Source organism: Paenibacillus sp. 8b26, from assembly GCF_050626875.1.
GTDB lineage: Bacteria > Bacillota > Bacilli > Paenibacillales > Paenibacillaceae > Paenibacillus.
Genome location: NZ_CP192445.1, coordinates 4,072,299 through 4,091,519 on the forward strand (window position 1 = coordinate 4,072,299; position 19,221 = coordinate 4,091,519).

Genomic DNA, 19,221 nt, shown 5'->3' on the forward strand with positions numbered 1-19,221 from the left:
CGTTTTGTTATGCAAAAAAACAATCGTAAACACGAGGTTACACTGTGGATTCGCTATCGGACGCTGAAAAAAATACTGCTGGGCTGCTGTCTCGCCGTTCTGTTTATCACGCTGGCTTTATATGAGATACCTGCTTCGAAAGCCTGGACCCATTGGAGTCTTCCACTTAACGGTAAAGTAATTGCCATAGATGCAGGACATGGAGGACCAGATGGGGGGGCTGTCAGCAAGGAAGGCGTCATTGAGAAGGACATTAATCTGGCGATTGCCTTTTATTTGCGAGATTATTTACAGCAAGCAGGGGCCGTTGTCGTCATGACCCGGGAGGCTGACCGTGATTTGGCGCAGCAAGAAACCAAGGGCTATGCTAAAAGAAAAACGGAGGATCTGAAGCAGCGTGTACGCATGATTGAGGAGCATAAAGCGGATCTCTTTTTAAGTATTCACATGAACAGCATCCCGTCGAGCCGTTGGAGTGGAGCCCAAACCTTTTACGTCCCTAATCATGCGGATAACGAAAATTTGGCCTCCCTCATTCAGGAGGAGATTAAACGCAACCTGGAGAACACAGACAGAGTGGCCAAGACGGTGAACACGGTATATTTACTCAAGGCTCTCAAAATGCCATCAGCTCTCGTAGAAGTCGGCTTTTTGTCCCATCCGGAGGAAGCCAGACGACTGAGTGATGAAACCTATCAGAGACAGGTGGCAGCAGCGATTTATAAGGGAGTGCTGCGTTATAGTGCTGGGGAAAAGGGAGTCTCGTCTGCACCTGAGGTCAGATAGTGGTATACTGTAAGTGTTTACAACTACGTAAATTCACTGAAGCAGAGGTGCTGATTATTCATGCAATCTAGAGAGCAAGTTATAGAGTTACTTCAACAGGTACGAGAGCCTCATACAGGTCATCGTTTGGTCGATCTTCATTTTATTCGGGATGTTGTTATTAAAGAGGATCGTGTATCCTTGACCGCGATTAGTCTGAATCCGGAGGAAGGAGCACGGGCAGAGCTGGAGCGGGAAATCAGGCAGACGTTGGAAGAAGCGGGGCTGAACCATATTCATATTCGTATTCGTGAAGCGTCTGAGCATGAAAGATCCGCCATTCAGACGGGAGAGAATGCGGAGGAAGCGGCTGACCCAGTTTTGACCAAGGGACATGCTGCTGGTATGGAAGAACATGAGCTGCTGAATCCGGCATCTGGCGTACGGTTTATCGCCATTGCCAGCGGAAAAGGCGGTGTCGGAAAATCGACGGTGGCTGTAAATCTAGCGGCTGCCTTGGCTAGACAGGGCAAACGTGTAGGTTTGATTGATGCGGACATTTATGGATTTAGCGTACCTGATATGATCGGGGTCGAGGACGTTCCTACCGTAGAAGATGGTATTATTCAACCGGTGGAGCGATTCGGTATCAAGATTATGTCTATGGGTTTTTTTGTCAGGGAGAACAACCCCGTGATCTGGAGAGGACCCATGCTGGGAAGAATGCTCAGACAGTTTTTTAGCGATGTGGAATGGGGCAAGCTGGACTATATGATTCTTGATTTACCGCCGGGAACCGGGGATGTAGCGCTTGATGTACACCAGATGATCCCGCAGAGTGAAGAAATCATTGTGACTACTCCTCATGCAACCGCAGCCTTTGTGGCCGCCCGTGCAGGAGCAATGGCGCTCCAAACGGATCATAAGGTCATTGGCGTTGTCGAGAACATGTCCTATTATGTATCCTCTACTGGAGAGAAGGACTATGTTTTCGGCCGTGGGGGTGGGGCTATGCTGGCGGATACTCTTCATACAAAGCTGCTGGCGCAAATTCCACTAGGTATTCCGGATAATCATCCGGCAGAGGCGGATTTTTCACCATCTGTATATAAATCCGAATCGGCAACGGGAGTGATCTACAACGACATCGCCACTCAAATTACGACGTTGCACGCCGAATCTGAATAAGAAAAAAAGGCTGGTTCCTGAACCAGCCTTTTTATTATTGACCTCCTTGTCCTCCGCTACCGCTGTCACCACCACCGCTACCACCGCCATCTTGTTTTGCACCACTTGTTCCGCCCTGACCACTTTTTTTCTCAACCTTGGGTTGTAGCTCTTCCTGTACGACAGTTTTGAGTAAATTCATGACCTCAAGTCGGAAAATTGGATTCTGCATCGCATCGTGCATGACCGTCATAGATTGTTTGCGGTATTCAGGGGTTTTAGTTAAGTCCATATACATTTTGGTCAGTTCTGGCGATTTGAGCATCGCCTCAATAGATTTTTGATAAGAAGGGTCTTTAATGAGCTGCATATGGAGTTGCTTGCTTTGGCTGTTGATGGCCTTGGCGAACTCACCAGCAAAGCGCGGATCAGTCATAATTTTCTCGATTTCCTTTTTGTATTCCGGAGAAACCAGAGTATCCTTGACTGCGATCTTCATCTGTTCTGCTGACTGTGTGGGCATAATCATTTTCATTCCCATACTGCCGCCGGAGCCTCCGCCAGATCCACCTCCAGATCCACCGCCTTCGCTGCCTTGACCAGATTGTCCATCTTTCGATGAGCTGCTTTCCCCGGTCAAAGCTTCCTCCACTGCTTTTTTCCCGTCATCGCTTTTTAAAATATCGACAACCATCGTTTTCATTTCTTTATAGCTGTTTTGGGGAGGCGCCGAGCTCTGGTCCGAACCACAGCCAGTTAGCGCAACGCCCAGTACGCATATCATGCTGACTAATTGCAAACGAGTCCAATTCATGGCCGTATTCCTCCTTCATCATGAATGTGGATAGTATGCGATTGGATGAGGTGAAATATGTCGTCTGAATTTTGGTTTTTTGTTGAGAACGTTGTAAAATAACTCCTTAAAGACCCAAGGCCTGATCACGAACCTCTTTGCCTTTTACTGTTCCCTGTTGAAGCAGTTCGGATACAGTTACAAATTCATAACCTTGCGCACGCAATTTGTCGATAATGACGGGCAGCGCTTCATGAGTTTGTTTACAGGAATCACTGGCATGCAGAAGAACAATGTCACCGGGATGTGCTTTTTTCACAACACGGTCAATAATGACCTGAGTACCCGGGTTTTTCCAATCTAAAGAATCAGTGTCCCACTGGATTGTTTTGTAGCCTAAAGTGCTGGCGACCTGAAGAACCCTTTTGTCGAAATCACCATTAGGCATACGGATCAACTTCGGCGACTGCCCGATCAGCTCGGTCAACGTGGTGTGGGCTGTTGTAATCTGCTTACGAATGTCCTCATCACTTAGACTGCTGTAATTTTCATGTTTATGTCCATGGCTGCCGATCTCATATCCACGATCTTTTATCTGATTCACAAGCTCCGGGTGTGTTTTGCTCCATGGGGAGGAAAGAAAGAAGGTGGATTTGTTCACTTTTTTGTCCTGAAGAACCTTTAGGATGGGTTCAGTACGCTTATCTCCCCAACTAATGTCAAAAGTAAGAGCGATCAGCTTTTTGTCTGTGGGTACACTATAAATAGCCGCTGGTACTTCCTCGGAAAAAACGGTGACATTATCAGTTTCTACATAAATGACCCCAATAGCGAAAATGGCCGCCGCTGCTACGATAAAGAACCGTTTAATTTTTTTGCCATTCAGTACATAAAAAAAAGAATTCATGGTTAATAACGCCCCTTTCATCATAGAAGTGCTTGTTTACTTAAAGCTATGCCTGGGGTTGTCAATTATGCCATTGGACTAACAGGAGGGACTGATCTGATGGGATTAAAAGCATTTCTACATGATTTACACACGACAAGACGGTTGATTTTAGTTTCCGCATTTCTGTTTTGCATAAGTATTGTGGTGGGCTGGTTAAGTACAGGGGCTATTCAATCTATATTGGCTCAACAATTGTCAGGATTGGGGGAAGTGGCTCAGCGTTTGCAGCAGACTGAACATCCTCAATGGAGTTTTTTTGTGTTTATCTTTTTCAATAATGCTATCAAGTGTGTGCTGGTTATATTTGTAGGGGCTTTATTTGGAATCGTACCGTTTGTATTTTTGATTATGAATGGGATGGTTCTGGGGTTTGTCGTACACTTACAGGCGGATACGGGCAGAAGCTTGTATGAGGTTATTGTAAAAGGACTGCTTCCGCATGGTGTAATTGAATTACCTGTTTTAATTATCGCCTGTGCTTTCGGTTTGAAGTTTGGGGGGCAGGTGATGACCTCGATCGGTGCAGGCATAGGGTTGAAACGAAAAGGGCTTGCCCAAACATGGGAGTCGTTTATGAAACAGACGTTTAGGGTGTCTATATGGTCCGTTGTTCTGCTGCTTATTGCTGCTGCAATCGAGAGTGGAATAACGTATCGTTTATTGTCACATTAAAATATTATGGTCGGTTATTTATATTTTTCCTGAAAATTGAACATAACAAAGGGGAGAGCCCAAAGAGAAAACATGGAATTAAATCGGAATAAGGTTTGAAACCTTAGCAGTTGAGTTTAAAAACAGGTAAAGACTGGAACAATAGTTGAACGAATATAAGCACTATATAATAAGCTGATAAGGGAGTATGGTCATATGCTGGGAATGCTGTTTAATGAAAAAGAATGCAAGGAACTGGATTATGTTCTTCGTAAGGAACTTGATGAAATGCTGCTTGATATGAGCGATACCCGATTGGATCAGGATATTCGTTATGCGATAGCGCTTCGGTATAAAACAGTTTTCCGCATGTATGCCCGCTTTGCACCCGCCAAGGAACTATCCAAATATGCCCGCAGAGGGCGCGTTCCCCAAACCAAACAATAAAAGATATAAGAGCCAATTATAAAATTAGAGATATCAGGAAGTTAACCCTTAAGAAGTTTATACTTACTGATATCAAAATAATTGTTGACTCTATTTAGGATTCATGGTAAATTAATTTTCGTTCCTTTTTGAGGAATTTGCTCGAAAAAAAGAAATTAAAAAAACTCTTGCAAATCTCACAAAGTGATGATATATTATAAAGGTCGCCACTGAGACGCGGTGATGAAACAAAGCAAGAACGACAGCAAGACATAATGCAGGTTTGATCTTTGAAAACTGAACAACGAGTGAGTGAACCGCGAAGGTTTTCGGACATGCTGCAAGGCTGGACGGAGCTGGAGCAAAAAAGAGATATTTTATCTCGTCAGTTTCAAAATGAGCGAATCGCTCTTTCTATATACTAACTTCGGTTGGTCTTTAATGGAGAGTTTGATCCTGGCTCAGGACGAACGCTGGCGGCGTGCCTAATACATGCAAGTCGAGCGGGGTTGTTGTAGAAGCTTGCTTCTACAACAACCTAGCGGCGGACGGGTGAGTAACACGTAGGCAACCTGCCTATCAGACTGGGATAACTACCGGAAACGGTAGCTAATACCGGATACATCCTTTCCCTGCATGGGGAGGGGAGGAAAGACGGAGTAATCTGTCACTGATGGATGGGCCTGCGGCGCATTAGCTAGTTGGTGGGGTAATGGCCTACCAAGGCGACGATGCGTAGCCGACCTGAGAGGGTGATCGGCCACACTGGGACTGAGACACGGCCCAGACTCCTACGGGAGGCAGCAGTAGGGAATCTTCCGCAATGGGCGAAAGCCTGACGGAGCAACGCCGCGTGAGTGATGAAGGTTTTCGGATCGTAAAGCTCTGTTGCCAGGGAAGAACGTCTTGTAGAGTAACTGCTACAAGAGTGACGGTACCTGAGAAGAAAGCCCCGGCTAACTACGTGCCAGCAGCCGCGGTAATACGTAGGGGGCAAGCGTTGTCCGGAATTATTGGGCGTAAAGCGCGCGCAGGCGGCTCTTTAAGTCTGGTGTTTAATCCCGAGGCTCAACTTCGGGTCGCACTGGAAACTGGGGAGCTTGAGTGCAGAAGAGGAGAGTGGAATTCCACGTGTAGCGGTGAAATGCGTAGATATGTGGAGGAACACCAGTGGCGAAGGCGACTCTCTGGGCTGTAACTGACGCTGAGGCGCGAAAGCGTGGGGAGCAAACAGGATTAGATACCCTGGTAGTCCACGCCGTAAACGATGAATGCTAGGTGTTAGGGGTTTCGATACCCTTGGTGCCGAAGTTAACACATTAAGCATTCCGCCTGGGGAGTACGGTCGCAAGACTGAAACTCAAAGGAATTGACGGGGACCCGCACAAGCAGTGGAGTATGTGGTTTAATTCGAAGCAACGCGAAGAACCTTACCAGGTCTTGACATCCCCCTGATCGGTCTAGAGATAGATCTTTCCTTCGGGACAGGGGAGACAGGTGGTGCATGGTTGTCGTCAGCTCGTGTCGTGAGATGTTGGGTTAAGTCCCGCAACGAGCGCAACCCTTATGCTTAGTTGCCAGCAGGTCAAGCTGGGCACTCTAAGCAGACTGCCGGTGACAAACCGGAGGAAGGTGGGGATGACGTCAAATCATCATGCCCCTTATGACCTGGGCTACACACGTACTACAATGGCCGGTACAACGGGAAGCGAAAGAGCGATCTGGAGCGAATCCTAGAAAAGCCGGTCTCAGTTCGGATTGCAGGCTGCAACTCGCCTGCATGAAGTCGGAATTGCTAGTAATCGCGGATCAGCATGCCGCGGTGAATACGTTCCCGGGTCTTGTACACACCGCCCGTCACACCACGAGAGTTTACAACACCCGAAGTCGGTGGGGTAACCCGCAAGGGAGCCAGCCGCCGAAGGTGGGGTAGATGATTGGGGTGAAGTCGTAACAAGGTAGCCGTATCGGAAGGTGCGGCTGGATCACCTCCTTTCTATGGAGAATTGTTTCCTGCAACGGAAACATTCAAATATGAAGCGTAAGCTTCAAAACTCAGGTTTAGGCCTGTTACTCACTCGTTGCTCAGTTTTGAGAGCTCAAACTCTCAAACGTTTGGTGGCGATAGCGGAGGGGTTCCACACGTACCCATCCCGAACACGACCGTTAAGCCCTCCAGCGCCGATGGTACTTGGACCGCAGGGTCCTGGGAGAGTAGGACGTCGCCAAGCGCAACCACTAAAGAAGAACTTCTTTGGTGGTTTATTATGGGCCCTTAGCTCAGCTGGTTAGAGCGCACCCCTGATAAGGGTGAGGTCGGTGGTTCGAGTCCACTAGGGCCCACCATATAACTTTATATCACCTTTTGGGGCCATAGCTCAGCTGGGAGAGCGCCTGCCTTGCAAGCAGGAGGTCAGCGGTTCGATCCCGCTTGGCTCCACCAATTACAACTTCATCAAAAAAAACTGCATGATGATCATCCACTCTTCGGAGTTGGGCTGATAATCACACAGGTCACTGTTTCCTTGAAACAGTATTGCACCTTGAAAACTGGATACCGAAACGAAATTGCGTTTTAGAATATTCCTTTACGCTGATCTTGTGTAAACAAGTGAAATAAAGGTAGCTGTCTTGAATTTCATTCACACTTCGGTGATGAACCGAAATCCAAAACAAATCGCATTTACTTTGTAAATGCTAGGTTAAGCTACAAAGAGCACACGGAGGATGCCTAGGCGCCAGGAGCCGACGAAGGACGTGGCGAACAACGATAAAGCCTCGGGGAGCTGTAAGCAAGCTTTGATCCGGGGATGTCCGAATGGGGAAACCCGGCTGTCTTCATCGACAGTCACTTTCTGCTGAATACATAGGCAGAACAGAGGCATACCAGGGGAACTGAAACATCTAAGTACCCTGAGGAAGAGAAAACAATAGTGATTCCGTCAGTAGCGGCGAGCGAACGCGGATTAGCCCAAACCAAGGAGCTTGCTCCTTGGGGTTGTGGGACGTCTCACATGGAGTTACAAAGGAACCGGTTAGATGAAGAGGTCTGGAAAGGCCCGCCAGAGAAGGTAAAAGCCCTGTAATTCAAAACTTGTTCCCTCCGAGACGGATCCCGAGTAGTGCGGGGCACGTGAAACCCCGTATGAATCCGGCAGGACCATCTGCCAAGGCTAAATACTCCCTGGCGACCGATAGTGAAGCAGTACCGTGAGGGAAAGGTGAAAAGCACCCCGGAAGGGGAGTGAAATAGATCCTGAAACCGTGTGCTTACAAGAAGTCAGAGCCCTATTAATGGGTGATGGCGTGCCTTTTGTAGAATGAACCGGCGAGTTACGTTCCCGTGCAAGGTTAAGGTGAAGAGCTGAAGCCGCAGCGAAAGCGAGTCTGAATAGGGCGACTTAGTACGTGGACGTAGACCCGAAACCGGGTGATCTACCCCTGTCCAGGGTGAAGGTGCGGTAACACGCACTGGAGGCCCGAACCCACGCATGTTGAAAAATGCGGGGATGAGGTGGGGGTAGCGGAGAAATTCCAATCGAACCCGGAGATAGCTGGTTCTCCCCGAAATAGCTTTAGGGCTAGCCTCGGAATAAGAGTCGTGGAGGTAGAGCACTGATTGGGTGCGGGGCCCGCAAGGGTTACCAAGCTCAGTCAAACTCCGAATGCCATAGACTTAGTTCCGGGAGTCAGACAGTGAGTGCTAAGATCCATTGTCGAAAGGGAAACAGCCCAGACCATCAGCTAAGGTCCCCAAGTGTGTGTTAAGTGGGAAAGGATGTGGAGTTGCACAGACAACCAGGATGTTGGCTTAGAAGCAGCCACCATTGAAAGAGTGCGTAATAGCTCACTGGTCGAGTGACTCTGCGCCGAAAATGTAACGGGGCTAAACACGCCACCGAAGCTATGGCTTGATGCTTTGCATCAGGGGTAGGGGAGCGTTGAATGTGGGTTGAAGGTGTACCGTAAGGAGCGCTGGACTGCATTCAAGTGAGAATGCCGGTATGAGTAACGAAAAGATCTGTGAGAATCAGATCCGCCGAAAGCCTAAGGGTTCCTGAGGAAGGTTCGTCCGCTCAGGGTAAGTCGGGACCTAAGGCGAGGCCGATAGGCGTAGTCGAAGGACAACAGGTCGAAATTCCTGTACCACCGTAATCCGTTATGAGCAATGGGGTGACGCAGTAGGGTAGTGACGCGGACTGATGGATGTCCGTCTAAGCAGTGAGGCTGGTGTGTAGGCAAATCCGCACATCGTAAGGCTGGGCTGTGATGGGGAGCGAAAATTACAGTAGCGAAGGTCATGATCTCAGACTGCCAAGAAAAGCCTCTAGCCAGGAGAAGGTGCCCGTACCGCAAACCGACACAGGTAGGCGAGAAGAGAATTCTAAGGCGCGCGGAAGAACTCTCGTTAAGGAACTCGGCAAAATGACCCCGTAACTTCGGGAGAAGGGGTGCCTCGGTAGGGTGAATAGCCCGAGGGGGCCGCAGTGAAAAGGCCCAAGCGACTGTTTAGCAAAAACACAGGTCTGTGCGAAGCCGCAAGGCGAAGTATACGGGCTGACGCCTGCCCGGTGCTGGAAGGTTAAGGGGAGTGGTAAGTCCTTCGGGGCGAAGCTATGAACCGAAGCCCCAGTAAACGGCGGCCGTAACTATAACGGTCCTAAGGTAGCGAAATTCCTTGTCAGGTAAATTCTGACCCGCACGAATGGCGTAACGACTTGGGCGCTGTCTCAACGAGAGATCCGGTGAAATTTTAATACCTGTGAAGATGCAGGTTACCCGCGACAAGACGGAAAGACCCCATGGAGCTTTACTGCAGCTTGATATTGAATTTGGGTACGATCTGTACAGGATAGGTGGGAGCCTAAGAGACTTGAGCGCCAGCTTGAGAGGAGGCATCCTTGGGATACCACCCTGATCGTATCTAGGTTCTAACTTGGTACCGTGATCCGGTACGAGGACAGTGTCAGGTGGGCAGTTTGACTGGGGCGGTCGCCTCCTAAAGAGTAACGGAGGCGTCCCAAGGTTCCCTCAGAATGGTTGGAAATCATTCGAAGAGTGCAAAGGCAGAAGGGAGCTTGACTGCGAGACCTACAAGTCGAGCAGGGACGAAAGTCGGGCTTAGTGATCCGGTGGTACCGCATGGAAGGGCCATCGCTCAACGGATAAAAGCTACCCTGGGGATAACAGGCTTATCTCCCCCAAGAGTCCACATCGACGGGGAGGTTTGGCACCTCGATGTCGGCTCATCGCATCCTGGGGCTGAAGTAGGTCCCAAGGGTTGGGCTGTTCGCCCATTAAAGCGGTACGCGAGCTGGGTTCAGAACGTCGTGAGACAGTTCGGTCCCTATCTGTCGTGGGCGTAGGAAATTTGAGAGGAGCTGTCCTTAGTACGAGAGGACCGGGATGGACGTACCGCTGGTGTACCAGTTGTTCCGCCAGGAGCACCGCTGGGTAGCTATGTACGGAAGGGATAAGCGCTGAAAGCATCTAAGCGTGAAGCCCCCCTCAAGATGAGATTTCCCAATTAGTAAGACCCCTTGAAGACGACGAGGTAGATAGGTTGGGGGTGGAAGTGCAGTAATGCATGGAGCTGACCAATACTAATCGGTCGAGGGCTTATCCTAAGGATAGGACGCAATGGAGTTTCGGATCCAGTTTTCAGGGTGTAACACCTTGAAGAAAAGCGCATGGCTATTCATTCACACGATTAGTGATGAACCGAATACCCATACGGTAGAATTTGTTTTACAAATTCATGTTTGGTGGCGATAGCGGAGGGGTTCCACACGTACCCATCCCGAACACGACCGTTAAGCCCTCCAGCGCCGATGGTACTTGGACCGCAGGGTCCTGGGAGAGTAGGACGTCGCCAAGCAAATCCTTATGATTACTATTCCCTGATAGCTCAGTTGGTAGAGCACTCGACTGTTAATCGAGTTGTCACAGGTTCGAGTCCTGTTCGGGGAGCCTTTGCTCTCATAGCTCAGCAGGTAGAGTGCATCCATGGTAAGGATGAGGTCACCGGTTCGAACCCGGTTGAGAGCTTGTGTTAGGGCCCGTTGGTCAAGCGGTTAAGACACCTCCCTTTCACGGAGGTAACAGGGGTTCGATTCCCCTACGGGTCATAGGATAGTATGGAGGCTTAGCTCAGCTGGGAGAGCATCTGCCTTACAAGCAGAGGGTCGGGGGTTCGAGCCCCTCAGCCTCCACCATATTTCATCCTCTTACCTGGTTGAAATGTTGGGGAATTGTGAATCATATGCATATTGGGGATTAGCCAAGCGGTAAGGCAACGGACTTTGACTCCGTCATGCATAGGTTCAAATCCTATATCCCCAGCCATTAAGAGCCATTAGCTCAGTTGGTAGAGCACCTGACTTTTAATCAGGGTGTCGAAGGTTCGAGTCCTTCATGGCTCACCATTTTATTACATGCGCGTGTGGCGGAATTGGCAGACGCACTAGACTTAGGATCTAGCGTCTTTGACGTGGGGGTTCAAGTCCCTCCACGCGCATCTTGTTTTTGCGGACGTGGCTCAGCGGTAGAGCATCGCCTTGCCAAGGCGAGGGTCGCGGGTTCGATTCCCGTCGTCCGCTCCATATTTGCGCCCTTAGCTCAGCTGGATAGAGCGTTTGACTACGAATCAAAAGGCCGGGAGTTCGAATCTCTCAGGGCGCGCCATTTTTTAAAATTATATGTCGGGATGTAGCTCAGCTTGGTAGAGCACCTGGTTTGGGACCAGGGGGTCGCATGTTCAAATCGTGTCATCCCGATACTAATTTGCGGGTGTAGTTCAATGGTAGAACTTCAGCCTTCCAAGCTGATAGCGTGGGTTCGATTCCCATCACCCGCTTACTGATTACCTAGAAGCCGAGAGGCTTCTTTTTATTTTGTCCACATTATAAACGTTCTCTGTGTATAGGTTACTGCGAAAATCTCCTGTCATGCACAGTTGGGGATGACTTGTGCATATTGTACATAGGCTCCAGGTACTTTAACACCCAGATCCCGAATTCCCCCTCTAATGTATCCCTTTCTCCTGTAGTAAGGCTAATTTCGTGATCAAATCCCTTCAATATAGGAATCCTATGACCGTTAACGATACGGTTGCATGGGGATAACTCTAAGGCTGCTGTACGTAGTTGTACACAATGTATTCTATTTATGTGGGTATAGCTGAGTATGGATGAAAAAAACTGCTCTGAAATATTGAAATTATGGCTGTTTTGTGTATATCTTTGTGGATAGAAGCTTATTGGGGTTACTTTGTCAACAAATCATAAACATATGCACATAATGATGCATGATTTTTTGTTTTGAAAATCATGCTGTTTATAATACCTGTGCATAAAGTTTCATGTTTATCTAGACGATAAAAGTGATTTGGTTTATTAAATTTCATTTTTATGCATAAAAAACCAATATATTCTCAAAAAAAGTATTTAAAAAGCGTGACTTTTTACTGTAAATTTTGCAGCTTTTCACGCGTTTTTATTGTATGATGTTAAGAAAGTGTCAAATTTCGTGTGTATACGTACCTTTGCAACAAGGCTGTATTGGGTGTGAACAGATCAGATGGGGGGAAAAGCATGACTGAGCTTACGTTAACCGCTAACAAAAACCAATCCAACAATCTGCTACGGCGGGACGTTCGTTTTCTGGGGAATATTCTTGGTGAGGTTTTGGTTCATCAGGGTGGCAACGAACTTTTGGATATCGTGGAAAAGATACGTGAGACAAGTAAATCGTTACGTGCCGGGTATCAGCCGGAGTTGTATGAGAATTTCAAACAAATCGTTAGCGGACTGGATACGGACATTCGTCACCAGGTTATTCGCGCGTTTGCGATTTATTTTCAGTTAGTGAATATTGCCGAGCAAAATCATCGTATCCGCCGCAAACGGGACTATGAGCATTCTGCTGGTGAAGATGTTCAACGTGGTTCAATTGAAAGTTCTGTTCAGGAGCTTAAACAGGGTGGATTTTCGGCTGATGACGTTAGCAGTCTGTTGGAGGAGCTTTCACTGGAGCTGGTTATGACCGCACATCCTACAGAAGCCACGCGACGGGTGATATTGGACATTCACAAGCGCATTTCCGAGGACGTCATGCTGTTGGATAATCCTATGCTTACCTTGCGGGAGCGGGAACAGGTGCGGGAAAATCTGCTGAATGAAGTGATTACACTATGGCAGACAGACGAACTTCGTGATCGCAAACCGACTGTGTTAGACGAAGTGAGAAACGGGATGTATTATTTTCATGAGACTTTGTTTCATGTGTTGCCTGACGTATACCAAGAATTGGAACGATGTTTAGGCAAATATTATCCTGAGCAGAGATGGCATATTCCGACCTATTTGAGATTTGGCTCCTGGATCGGGGGGGACCGGGATGGCAACCCGTCTGTTACGGCTCATGTTACTTGGGAAACGTTACGTATGCAGCGTAAGCTGGCTTTGAGAGAATATCAGCACACGCTGAAGGAATTTATGGGTTATCTGAGCTTTAGCACTAGCATTATACGTGTCTCTGATGATTTGCTGGCTTCTATTGAGGAAGACCGAACCCATATTACGCTTAAAAAGATGGAAGTGTGGCATAACGAAAAAGAGCCTTACCGCATCAAGCTGGCCTACATGATAGCCAAGGTGAATAATATCCTGGATGAAAGCAAGCAGGGCACGAAGGAACGTTATAGCTCTGCTGAAGAGCTTATTGCGGATCTGAACGTTATTGACGACAGCCTGCGTCATCATTTTGCGGATTATGTGGCAGATACTTATATTCAAAAGATGATTCGTCAGGTAGAGCTGTTCGGCTTCCATACGGCTACGCTGGATGTACGTCAGCATAGTCAGGAGCATGAAAATGCAATGACTGAAATCCTCTCTAAAATGAATATTGTTGCGGATTATGGCAAGCTCCCTGAGGAAGAAAAAATAGACCTGCTGGAAAAGCTGCTGAACGAGCCTCGTCCGATTACGTCGCCGTATTTGAAATATAGCGACAGCACGCAGGAATGTCTTGATGTATATCGTACGATTTATCTGGCTCAGGAGGAATTCGGCAAGCAATCCATTACAAGCTACTTGATCAGTATGACTCAGGGAGCAAGCGACTTGCTGGAAGTTATGGTGCTGTCTAAAGAAGTGGGTCTGTTCCGTATCGAGAAAGATGGCACAGTCGTATGTACATTGCAATCCGTTCCTCTGTTTGAAACGATAGATGATCTGCATGCTGCCCCTAGTATTATGAAGAGGCTGCTGAACTTACCTGTATATCGCCAATCCGTAGCAGCAATGGATCAGCTTCAGGAGATCATGCTGGGATATTCAGATAGTAACAAGGACGGCGGTGTGGTGACGGCGAACTGGGAGCTTCGGGTTGCGATGAACAGCATTACGGAAGTGGTTAATGAGTTCGGCGTAAAAGTGAAGTTTTTCCACGGACGCGGGGGAGCACTGGGACGCGGAGGAATGCCGCTTAATCGCAGCATTTTGGCCCAACCTCCTCATACGATCGGAGGCGGCATCAAGATTACGGAGCAGGGTGAGGTACTCTCATCCAGATACTCGCTCAAGGGCATCGCTTATCGAAGCCTGGAACAGGCAACGTCAGCTCTGATTACCGCAGTGGCATATAACCGTTCCGGTAAGAAGGAAGTGTTCGAGGAGAGCTGGGAAGAGATTATTGCCCGTATTTCCGAGGTATCGCTGGAGAAGTATCAGGATTTGATTTTCCGCGACCCTGATTTCTTCACTTTCTTCAAGGAATCAACGCCATTGCCTGAGGTGGGCGAACTGAATATCGGCTCTCGTCCATCCAAACGTAAGAACAGTGAACGTTTTGAGGACTTGCGCGCTATTCCATGGGTTTTTGCATGGACGCAAAGCCGGTACTTGCTACCTGCTTGGTACGCGGCTGGAACAGGGCTGCAAAGCTTCTATCAGAACAATGAGGATAACCTCAAGGTGCTGCAAACGATGTTCAAGGAATCAGCTTTTTTCCGTTCCCTTATTGATACACTGCAAATGGCGATTGCGAAGGCGGATTTGCTGATTGCAGAGGAATATGCAGGGATGTCCGATAATGAAGAGGCTCGCCAGCGCATTTTCGGGCAAATTTCAGCGGAATTCAAGCTGACGTCCGAGCTGATTTTGAAAATAACAGGACAATCGGAAATTCTGGATGATGTGCCAGTAATTCAGGAGTCCATCCGGTTGCGTAATCCTTATGTCGATCCGTTAAGCTACTTGCAGGTTCAGTTGCTTAGTGAGCTACGCGAACTGCGTGACCAGAGCGGAGACGATACGGAGTTGCTGCGTGAGGTGCTGTTAACCATTAACGGAATCGCCGCAGGACTGAGAAACACGGGCTGATACAGCTTGGCGCATGAATACAGGCAATCGGGCGCTTATGGGTGCCCGATTGTGCTGTTTGCATGCATATGACGGAGCAGGAGTCCTATTGGTATCAACGCTACAGTTGATTTTCCGATAAAATTGAACTACGATGAATTATCATAACAATGTAATGAGCAACCCATCAGCAAGTCTGGGGGAGTATAGAGTGGATAATATGGAAAGCCGCTTGGTTAGGCTGGTGCAGAAAGGTGATCAGCGAGCTTTTGCGGAGTTAGTCGAGTTATATAAAGATCGGATTTTTCATCTTTCCTACCGGATGCTAGGTAATCGCCATGAGGCGGAGGATCTGGTGCAGGAAACTTTTTTGCGTGTATATCGTAATTTGGAAAAATATGATCATGGGCAGAAGTTTTCAACCTGGATTTACCGGATTGCGACGAATCTGTGCATTGATCGTCTGCGAAGGAGAAAGCCTACATATTCACTGGATGCTGAGATGAATGAGCAGGAAGGTGTGGATGGGTATGCAATGCTCGCTAGCGAAGAGCTTACACCCGAAGGGCGTACGCTGTTGTCCGAGACACAATCCTTGATTCATGATGCCATTGACAGTCTTCCAGACAAATACCGGACAATTATGGTTTTGCGTTACTTGCAGGAGCTTTCCTTGCAGGAAATTAGCGATGTGCTTAATCTTCCGGTCACTACCATTAAGACGAGGGTTCACAGAGGCCGGGATTTTCTACGCAAAAAATTGGAGCACAAGCTGTAAATCATGTGTTCAGGGTCTTGGAAAGTGCTCGCACAGATGTTTTTTGTGAAACATATTGCTCGTTGTAGCGTATGTAAAGTGAGCAAAGTTTCTAAGCCGGAGCATGTTATGTAGAGAAACACGGAAGAATATTAGAAAGGATTGGCTCATATGGATTGCAAACAAGCCGTCTCTTTTATGCATGACTATCTGGATGGCGACCTGTCCGAGCAGGATAAACAGGAGTTAGAGCATCACTTGTACACCTGCCCGGAATGCCGCATGCGTTTTAAAGAGCTGGAGCGGACGGATGCGATGCTTTATGGTACACGGCATCAAGTGCCGTGTGTATCGGATGAGCTGACACTTCGCATTATGAATGCTTTGCCGCCGCATAGAAGAGTGCCAATGGCGCCTATGCTGACTTGGGTGAAAAGACACCCGGCTGTTACGGCCGCAGCTTTCTTTCTTGTTATTATATGCTCAAGCATGGCAAGCTTTTCAACCACAGACCATCAATTGGTAGTCAAGGGAAGCCATCTGGATGAGGTTGTTATTCAAGGGAATACTGTGATCGTGCCTGAGGGTAAATCCATTGCTGGAGATTTGACCGTGCAAAATGGCAAGGCTCAGGTATATGGTGATGTGGAAGGAAATGTAACAGTGATTGACGGTTCTTACTATCAAGCATCCACAGCACATATTGCAGGACAAGTCAAAAGTATTGATCAAACCTTGGACTGGATTTGGTATAAAGTTACTGATTTGTTCGAGGGTACGTCCTCTCCATAAAAGAAGCTTGAACTGGCAAGAATGATATCGAGCGCCTCTTCCGCTGGAAAAGGCGCTTTTTTGTATATGAAGCTGGCTATTTGTACTGTATTTTACTGATTTTAGCGGTTCTTTTGTCATGCGGCTTGCAACGCGGGCCTTATCGTTATAACCTAGATAGAGAGAGCATACTGTGTACATATTACACTCACTCACTACAGAAAATTGCGGGGGCATGCGCATGTTGGATTATTTCGCGGACCTGACTTGGAAAGAGTCCATTAAAGATATTATCGACATTCTGATCGTAACCTATATTATGTATCAGCTTATTTTACTTGTTCGTGGAACGCGTGCAGTTCAATTGCTAAAAGGAATTCTGTTCCTGGTGGTCATTTGGGCGGTTAGCACTTGGTTTGATTTGTATACGCTCAAGTGGCTGATGAACCAGATGTTTACCTTTGGTGTGGTAGCTATTTTCATTATTTTTCAGCCTGAATTACGTCGTGCCCTTGAACAATTGGGGCGAGGCAAGCTGTTTGGGCGTTCGTCTGCGGATGATGAGGAGATAAACAAGTTAATCGGGGAAATGATTAAGGCGCTGAATTATTTATCACGTAGAAAAATAGGGGCTTTGGTCGTATTTGAACGCGAAACGGGGCTAAACGAATACACGGAGTCCGGTATCAAGACACAGGCAGTGGTCAGTTCCGAGCTGCTGATCAATATTTTTATTCCAAATACGCCTCTGCATGATGGTGCGGTCATTATTCAAAATAATCAGATTGCTTCTGCAGCCTGTTACTTACCACTGTCGGAAAATCCATTTATCAGCAAGGAACTGGGAACCCGTCACCGGGCAGCGATTGGGGTGAGTGAGGTAACGGATGCCGTAACTGTGGTGGTTTCAGAGGAGACAGGGCAAATTTCTTTGGCTATCAATGGGCAGGTCGTGCGCGATATTAAAGAAGAATCCTTAATATCCAAGCTGTATGAGGAGCTGCGGCCGACACCGACTTTGAAGGAAAAACGCGGCTCATTCTGGAATCGGAGGGGAGGCCGTGGAAATTCATGATGGACAAATGGATTAACAACAATACGATTTCTAAAATATTGGCACTCGCGGTTGCCGTCCTGCTGTGGGGAATGGTTCATCTGGATACAGGTACGCCTTCGTCCACGCTGACCGTTTCTTATGATAATAAAGTGATTGATAATGTAGGTATTCAGACCAGCGGTCTGGATGAGTCAAAATATGTATTATCTACAATGGATACTGACCATGTGAAGATGGAGGTTAGAGGACAGCGTTCCGTGCTAACTTCTTTTTTCGCAGATAATTACCAGGCCCAATTGGATTTAAGTGGGTTGGGAGCAGGCACCAAAACCTTGCCACTCGTAGCGAATCTGCCGAATGGCGTGGAGTTGGTATCTATGACTCCTAGTCGTGTGACAGTCACGATTGAGGAAAAGCAAACGAAATCATTTGATGTTTCTATTGTTTCCAAGGGTAAACCGGATACCGGCTTGCAGCTCGGAGAGCCTGTGGTTGCCCCTCAAACGGTGAAGGTCACCTTGCCTAAAAGCCAGTTGAGTACAGTGGTTGCGGTGCAGGGGGCTGTGGATACGGAGGGAATCTCGGAGAAGTTTGAACAGAAACGGGTGAAGCTGAAGGCTTACAACAAAAAGGGACAGGAACTTACAGGAGCGGTTATTGAGCCTTCCACAGTGTCTGTTGAAATCCCGGTAACCCAGCAAACGAAGTCCGTGCCTGTGAAAATTGTCTATTCCGGAGAGCTGCCGAACGGTCTGGCGCTTTCCAAAGTAAATGCAAATGTAAAAGAAGCGATCGTATACGCCTCGCAGGATGTTTTGAGCAGCCTTAGCTCCTATGTTACGGCTACACTCGATCTGAGCCAATTAACGGAAGCAGGGACCCACACAGTTCAAGCTAATTTGGCAGCGCCCGCCGGTTCTGATAAAATCGAGCCTGGCTCGATACAAATTCAGGTGACAGTTGTGCCATCTAATCAGGTGACCGATGCGGAGCGAACATTGTCAGGCATTCCGATTGTTGTGCAGGGGGCAGCAGACGGGACGACTTCGACGATTACAACGCCTGCAGACAAGACGATGGATGTTACCGTGAAGGGGCCGCAGGATATGATCAGCAATTTAACCAACGATGATATTAGTTTGGTTGCAGACGTAAGTGGTCTGGAGGCTGGTCAGCATGAGGTTGCTTTGAAGGTAGGCTTGCCCAAATACATTACGCAATCCGGAAACGCCAGCCAGCTAACGGCAACGGTGAACATTGAGAGCCCTTCAACGCCGGCTGTAACGAATCCGGGCAGTGGGAATGAATCAACCCCTTCCGGCAGCGGTAATAAGGGGCAGGAGAGGCCACAGGAGGGCCAGAGCGGTCAAGGCGGCTCCTCTGATGCGAAACCCGGGGACAATGCGGCTGCGGAGGATAAAACAAACCCTCATAACGGCGCAGATTCTTCTGCAAATGGAACCCCGGAGAGCGGTCAGCCATAACATGATTTATCTGTAGTAAATATTTAAGGTTCATTAG

The 19,221-nt window shown here is 48.0% G+C and carries 11 protein-coding genes, 13 tRNA genes and 4 rRNA genes; 26 read left to right on the forward strand and 2 right to left on the reverse strand.

The window, feature by feature from the left end; translation table 11 throughout:
- Positions 1-9: 9 nt before the first annotated feature.
- On the forward strand, positions 10-786 hold the full coding sequence (cwlD, locus tag ACQ4MX_RS18775; protein WP_431086601.1) for an N-acetylmuramoyl-L-alanine amidase CwlD: 777 nt from the start codon (positions 10-12) through the stop codon (positions 784-786).
- Between the two features lie 60 nt (positions 787-846).
- Positions 847-1,953: a P-loop NTPase gene (locus ACQ4MX_RS18780; RefSeq protein WP_431086602.1), complete on the forward strand. Its 1,107-nt coding sequence runs from the start codon at positions 847-849 to the stop codon at positions 1,951-1,953.
- A gap of 34 nt (positions 1,954-1,987) precedes the next feature.
- On the opposite strand, the gene gerD is transcribed toward ACQ4MX_RS18780, so the two are convergent.
- On the reverse strand, positions 1,988-2,746 hold the full coding sequence (gene gerD, locus ACQ4MX_RS18785) for a spore germination lipoprotein GerD (protein WP_431086603.1): 759 nt from the start codon (positions 2,744-2,746) through the stop codon (positions 1,988-1,990).
- A gap of 106 nt (positions 2,747-2,852) precedes the next feature.
- Positions 2,853-3,632, reverse strand: a complete 780-nt coding sequence (pdaB, locus tag ACQ4MX_RS18790) for a polysaccharide deacetylase family sporulation protein PdaB (protein ID WP_431086604.1) — start codon at positions 3,630-3,632, stop codon at positions 2,853-2,855.
- Positions 3,633-3,731: 99 nt separating this feature from the next.
- On the opposite strand from pdaB, the gene ACQ4MX_RS18795 reads away from it, so the two are divergent.
- The 24 genes from ACQ4MX_RS18795 to ACQ4MX_RS18910 all read left to right on the forward strand — a co-directional run bounded on the left by ACQ4MX_RS18795 (position 3,732) and on the right by ACQ4MX_RS18910 (position 19,184).
- The gene (locus ACQ4MX_RS18795; protein WP_431086605.1) at positions 3,732-4,346 is read left to right on the forward strand and encodes a stage II sporulation protein M; all 615 of its coding nucleotides are present in this window, start codon (positions 3,732-3,734) and stop codon (positions 4,344-4,346) included.
- Positions 4,347-4,541: 195 nt separating this feature from the next.
- Positions 4,542-4,772 (forward strand): hypothetical protein, encoded by a 231-nt coding sequence (locus tag ACQ4MX_RS18800; protein WP_013312131.1) that lies wholly within the window; start codon positions 4,542-4,544, stop codon positions 4,770-4,772.
- Between the two features lie 417 nt (positions 4,773-5,189).
- Positions 5,190-6,747, forward strand: a 16S ribosomal RNA gene (locus ACQ4MX_RS18805).
- 118 nt (positions 6,748-6,865) lie between these two features.
- Positions 6,866-6,982: ribosomal RNA gene (rrf, locus tag ACQ4MX_RS18810) — 5S ribosomal RNA — on the forward strand.
- Between the two features lie 38 nt (positions 6,983-7,020).
- Positions 7,021-7,097 (forward strand) — tRNA-Ile (locus ACQ4MX_RS18815).
- Positions 7,098-7,118: 21 nt separating this feature from the next.
- Positions 7,119-7,194: transfer RNA gene (locus tag ACQ4MX_RS18820), tRNA-Ala, on the forward strand.
- Positions 7,195-7,451: 257 nt separating this feature from the next.
- Positions 7,452-10,378 (forward strand): 23S ribosomal RNA (locus tag ACQ4MX_RS18825).
- 134 nt (positions 10,379-10,512) lie between these two features.
- Positions 10,513-10,629, forward strand: a 5S ribosomal RNA gene (gene rrf / locus ACQ4MX_RS18830).
- Together the 16S, 23S and 5S rRNA genes with 13 tRNA genes alongside form the textbook arrangement of a ribosomal RNA operon.
- Positions 10,630-10,648: 19 nt before the next feature.
- Positions 10,649-10,721 (forward strand) — tRNA-Asn (locus ACQ4MX_RS18835).
- Between the two features lie 5 nt (positions 10,722-10,726).
- Positions 10,727-10,799: transfer RNA gene (locus tag ACQ4MX_RS18840), tRNA-Thr, on the forward strand.
- Between the two features lie 8 nt (positions 10,800-10,807).
- Positions 10,808-10,879, forward strand: a tRNA-Glu gene (locus ACQ4MX_RS18845).
- A gap of 11 nt (positions 10,880-10,890) precedes the next feature.
- A tRNA-Val gene (locus tag ACQ4MX_RS18850) sits at positions 10,891-10,966 on the forward strand.
- Positions 10,967-11,021: 55 nt separating this feature from the next.
- Positions 11,022-11,096, forward strand: a tRNA-Gln gene (locus ACQ4MX_RS18855).
- Between the two features lie 4 nt (positions 11,097-11,100).
- Positions 11,101-11,176, forward strand: a tRNA-Lys gene (locus ACQ4MX_RS18860).
- Positions 11,177-11,187: 11 nt separating this feature from the next.
- Positions 11,188-11,268 (forward strand) — tRNA-Leu (locus ACQ4MX_RS18865).
- A 10-nt stretch (positions 11,269-11,278) separates the two neighbouring features.
- A tRNA-Gly gene (locus tag ACQ4MX_RS18870) sits at positions 11,279-11,353 on the forward strand.
- Between the two features lie 5 nt (positions 11,354-11,358).
- Positions 11,359-11,435 (forward strand) — tRNA-Arg (locus tag ACQ4MX_RS18875).
- 18 nt (positions 11,436-11,453) lie between these two features.
- Positions 11,454-11,527 (forward strand) — tRNA-Pro (locus tag ACQ4MX_RS18880).
- Positions 11,528-11,536: 9 nt separating this feature from the next.
- A tRNA-Gly gene (locus ACQ4MX_RS18885) sits at positions 11,537-11,607 on the forward strand.
- Positions 11,608-12,343: 736 nt separating this feature from the next.
- Positions 12,344-15,136: a phosphoenolpyruvate carboxylase gene (gene ppc / locus ACQ4MX_RS18890; protein WP_431086607.1), complete on the forward strand. Its 2,793-nt coding sequence runs from the start codon at positions 12,344-12,346 to the stop codon at positions 15,134-15,136.
- 190 nt (positions 15,137-15,326) lie between these two features.
- Complete coding sequence (gene sigW, locus ACQ4MX_RS18895; RefSeq protein WP_014278287.1) at positions 15,327-15,893, forward strand: RNA polymerase sigma factor SigW; 567 nt, start codon at positions 15,327-15,329, stop codon at positions 15,891-15,893.
- Positions 15,894-16,043: 150 nt separating this feature from the next.
- Positions 16,044-16,664 carry a zf-HC2 domain-containing protein gene (locus tag ACQ4MX_RS18900; protein ID WP_431086608.1) on the forward strand — a complete coding sequence of 207 codons (621 nt, stop codon included), beginning with the start codon at positions 16,044-16,046 and terminating at the stop codon, positions 16,662-16,664.
- Positions 16,665-16,884: 220 nt separating this feature from the next.
- Positions 16,885-17,718: a diadenylate cyclase CdaA gene (cdaA, locus tag ACQ4MX_RS18905; protein WP_134912347.1), complete on the forward strand. Its 834-nt coding sequence runs from the start codon at positions 16,885-16,887 to the stop codon at positions 17,716-17,718.
- Complete coding sequence (locus tag ACQ4MX_RS18910; RefSeq protein WP_431086609.1) at positions 17,715-19,184, forward strand: CdaR family protein; 1,470 nt, start codon at positions 17,715-17,717, stop codon at positions 19,182-19,184. The genes cdaA and ACQ4MX_RS18910 overlap by 4 nt, the downstream gene beginning before the upstream one ends.
- Positions 19,185-19,221: the final 37 nt, after the last annotated feature.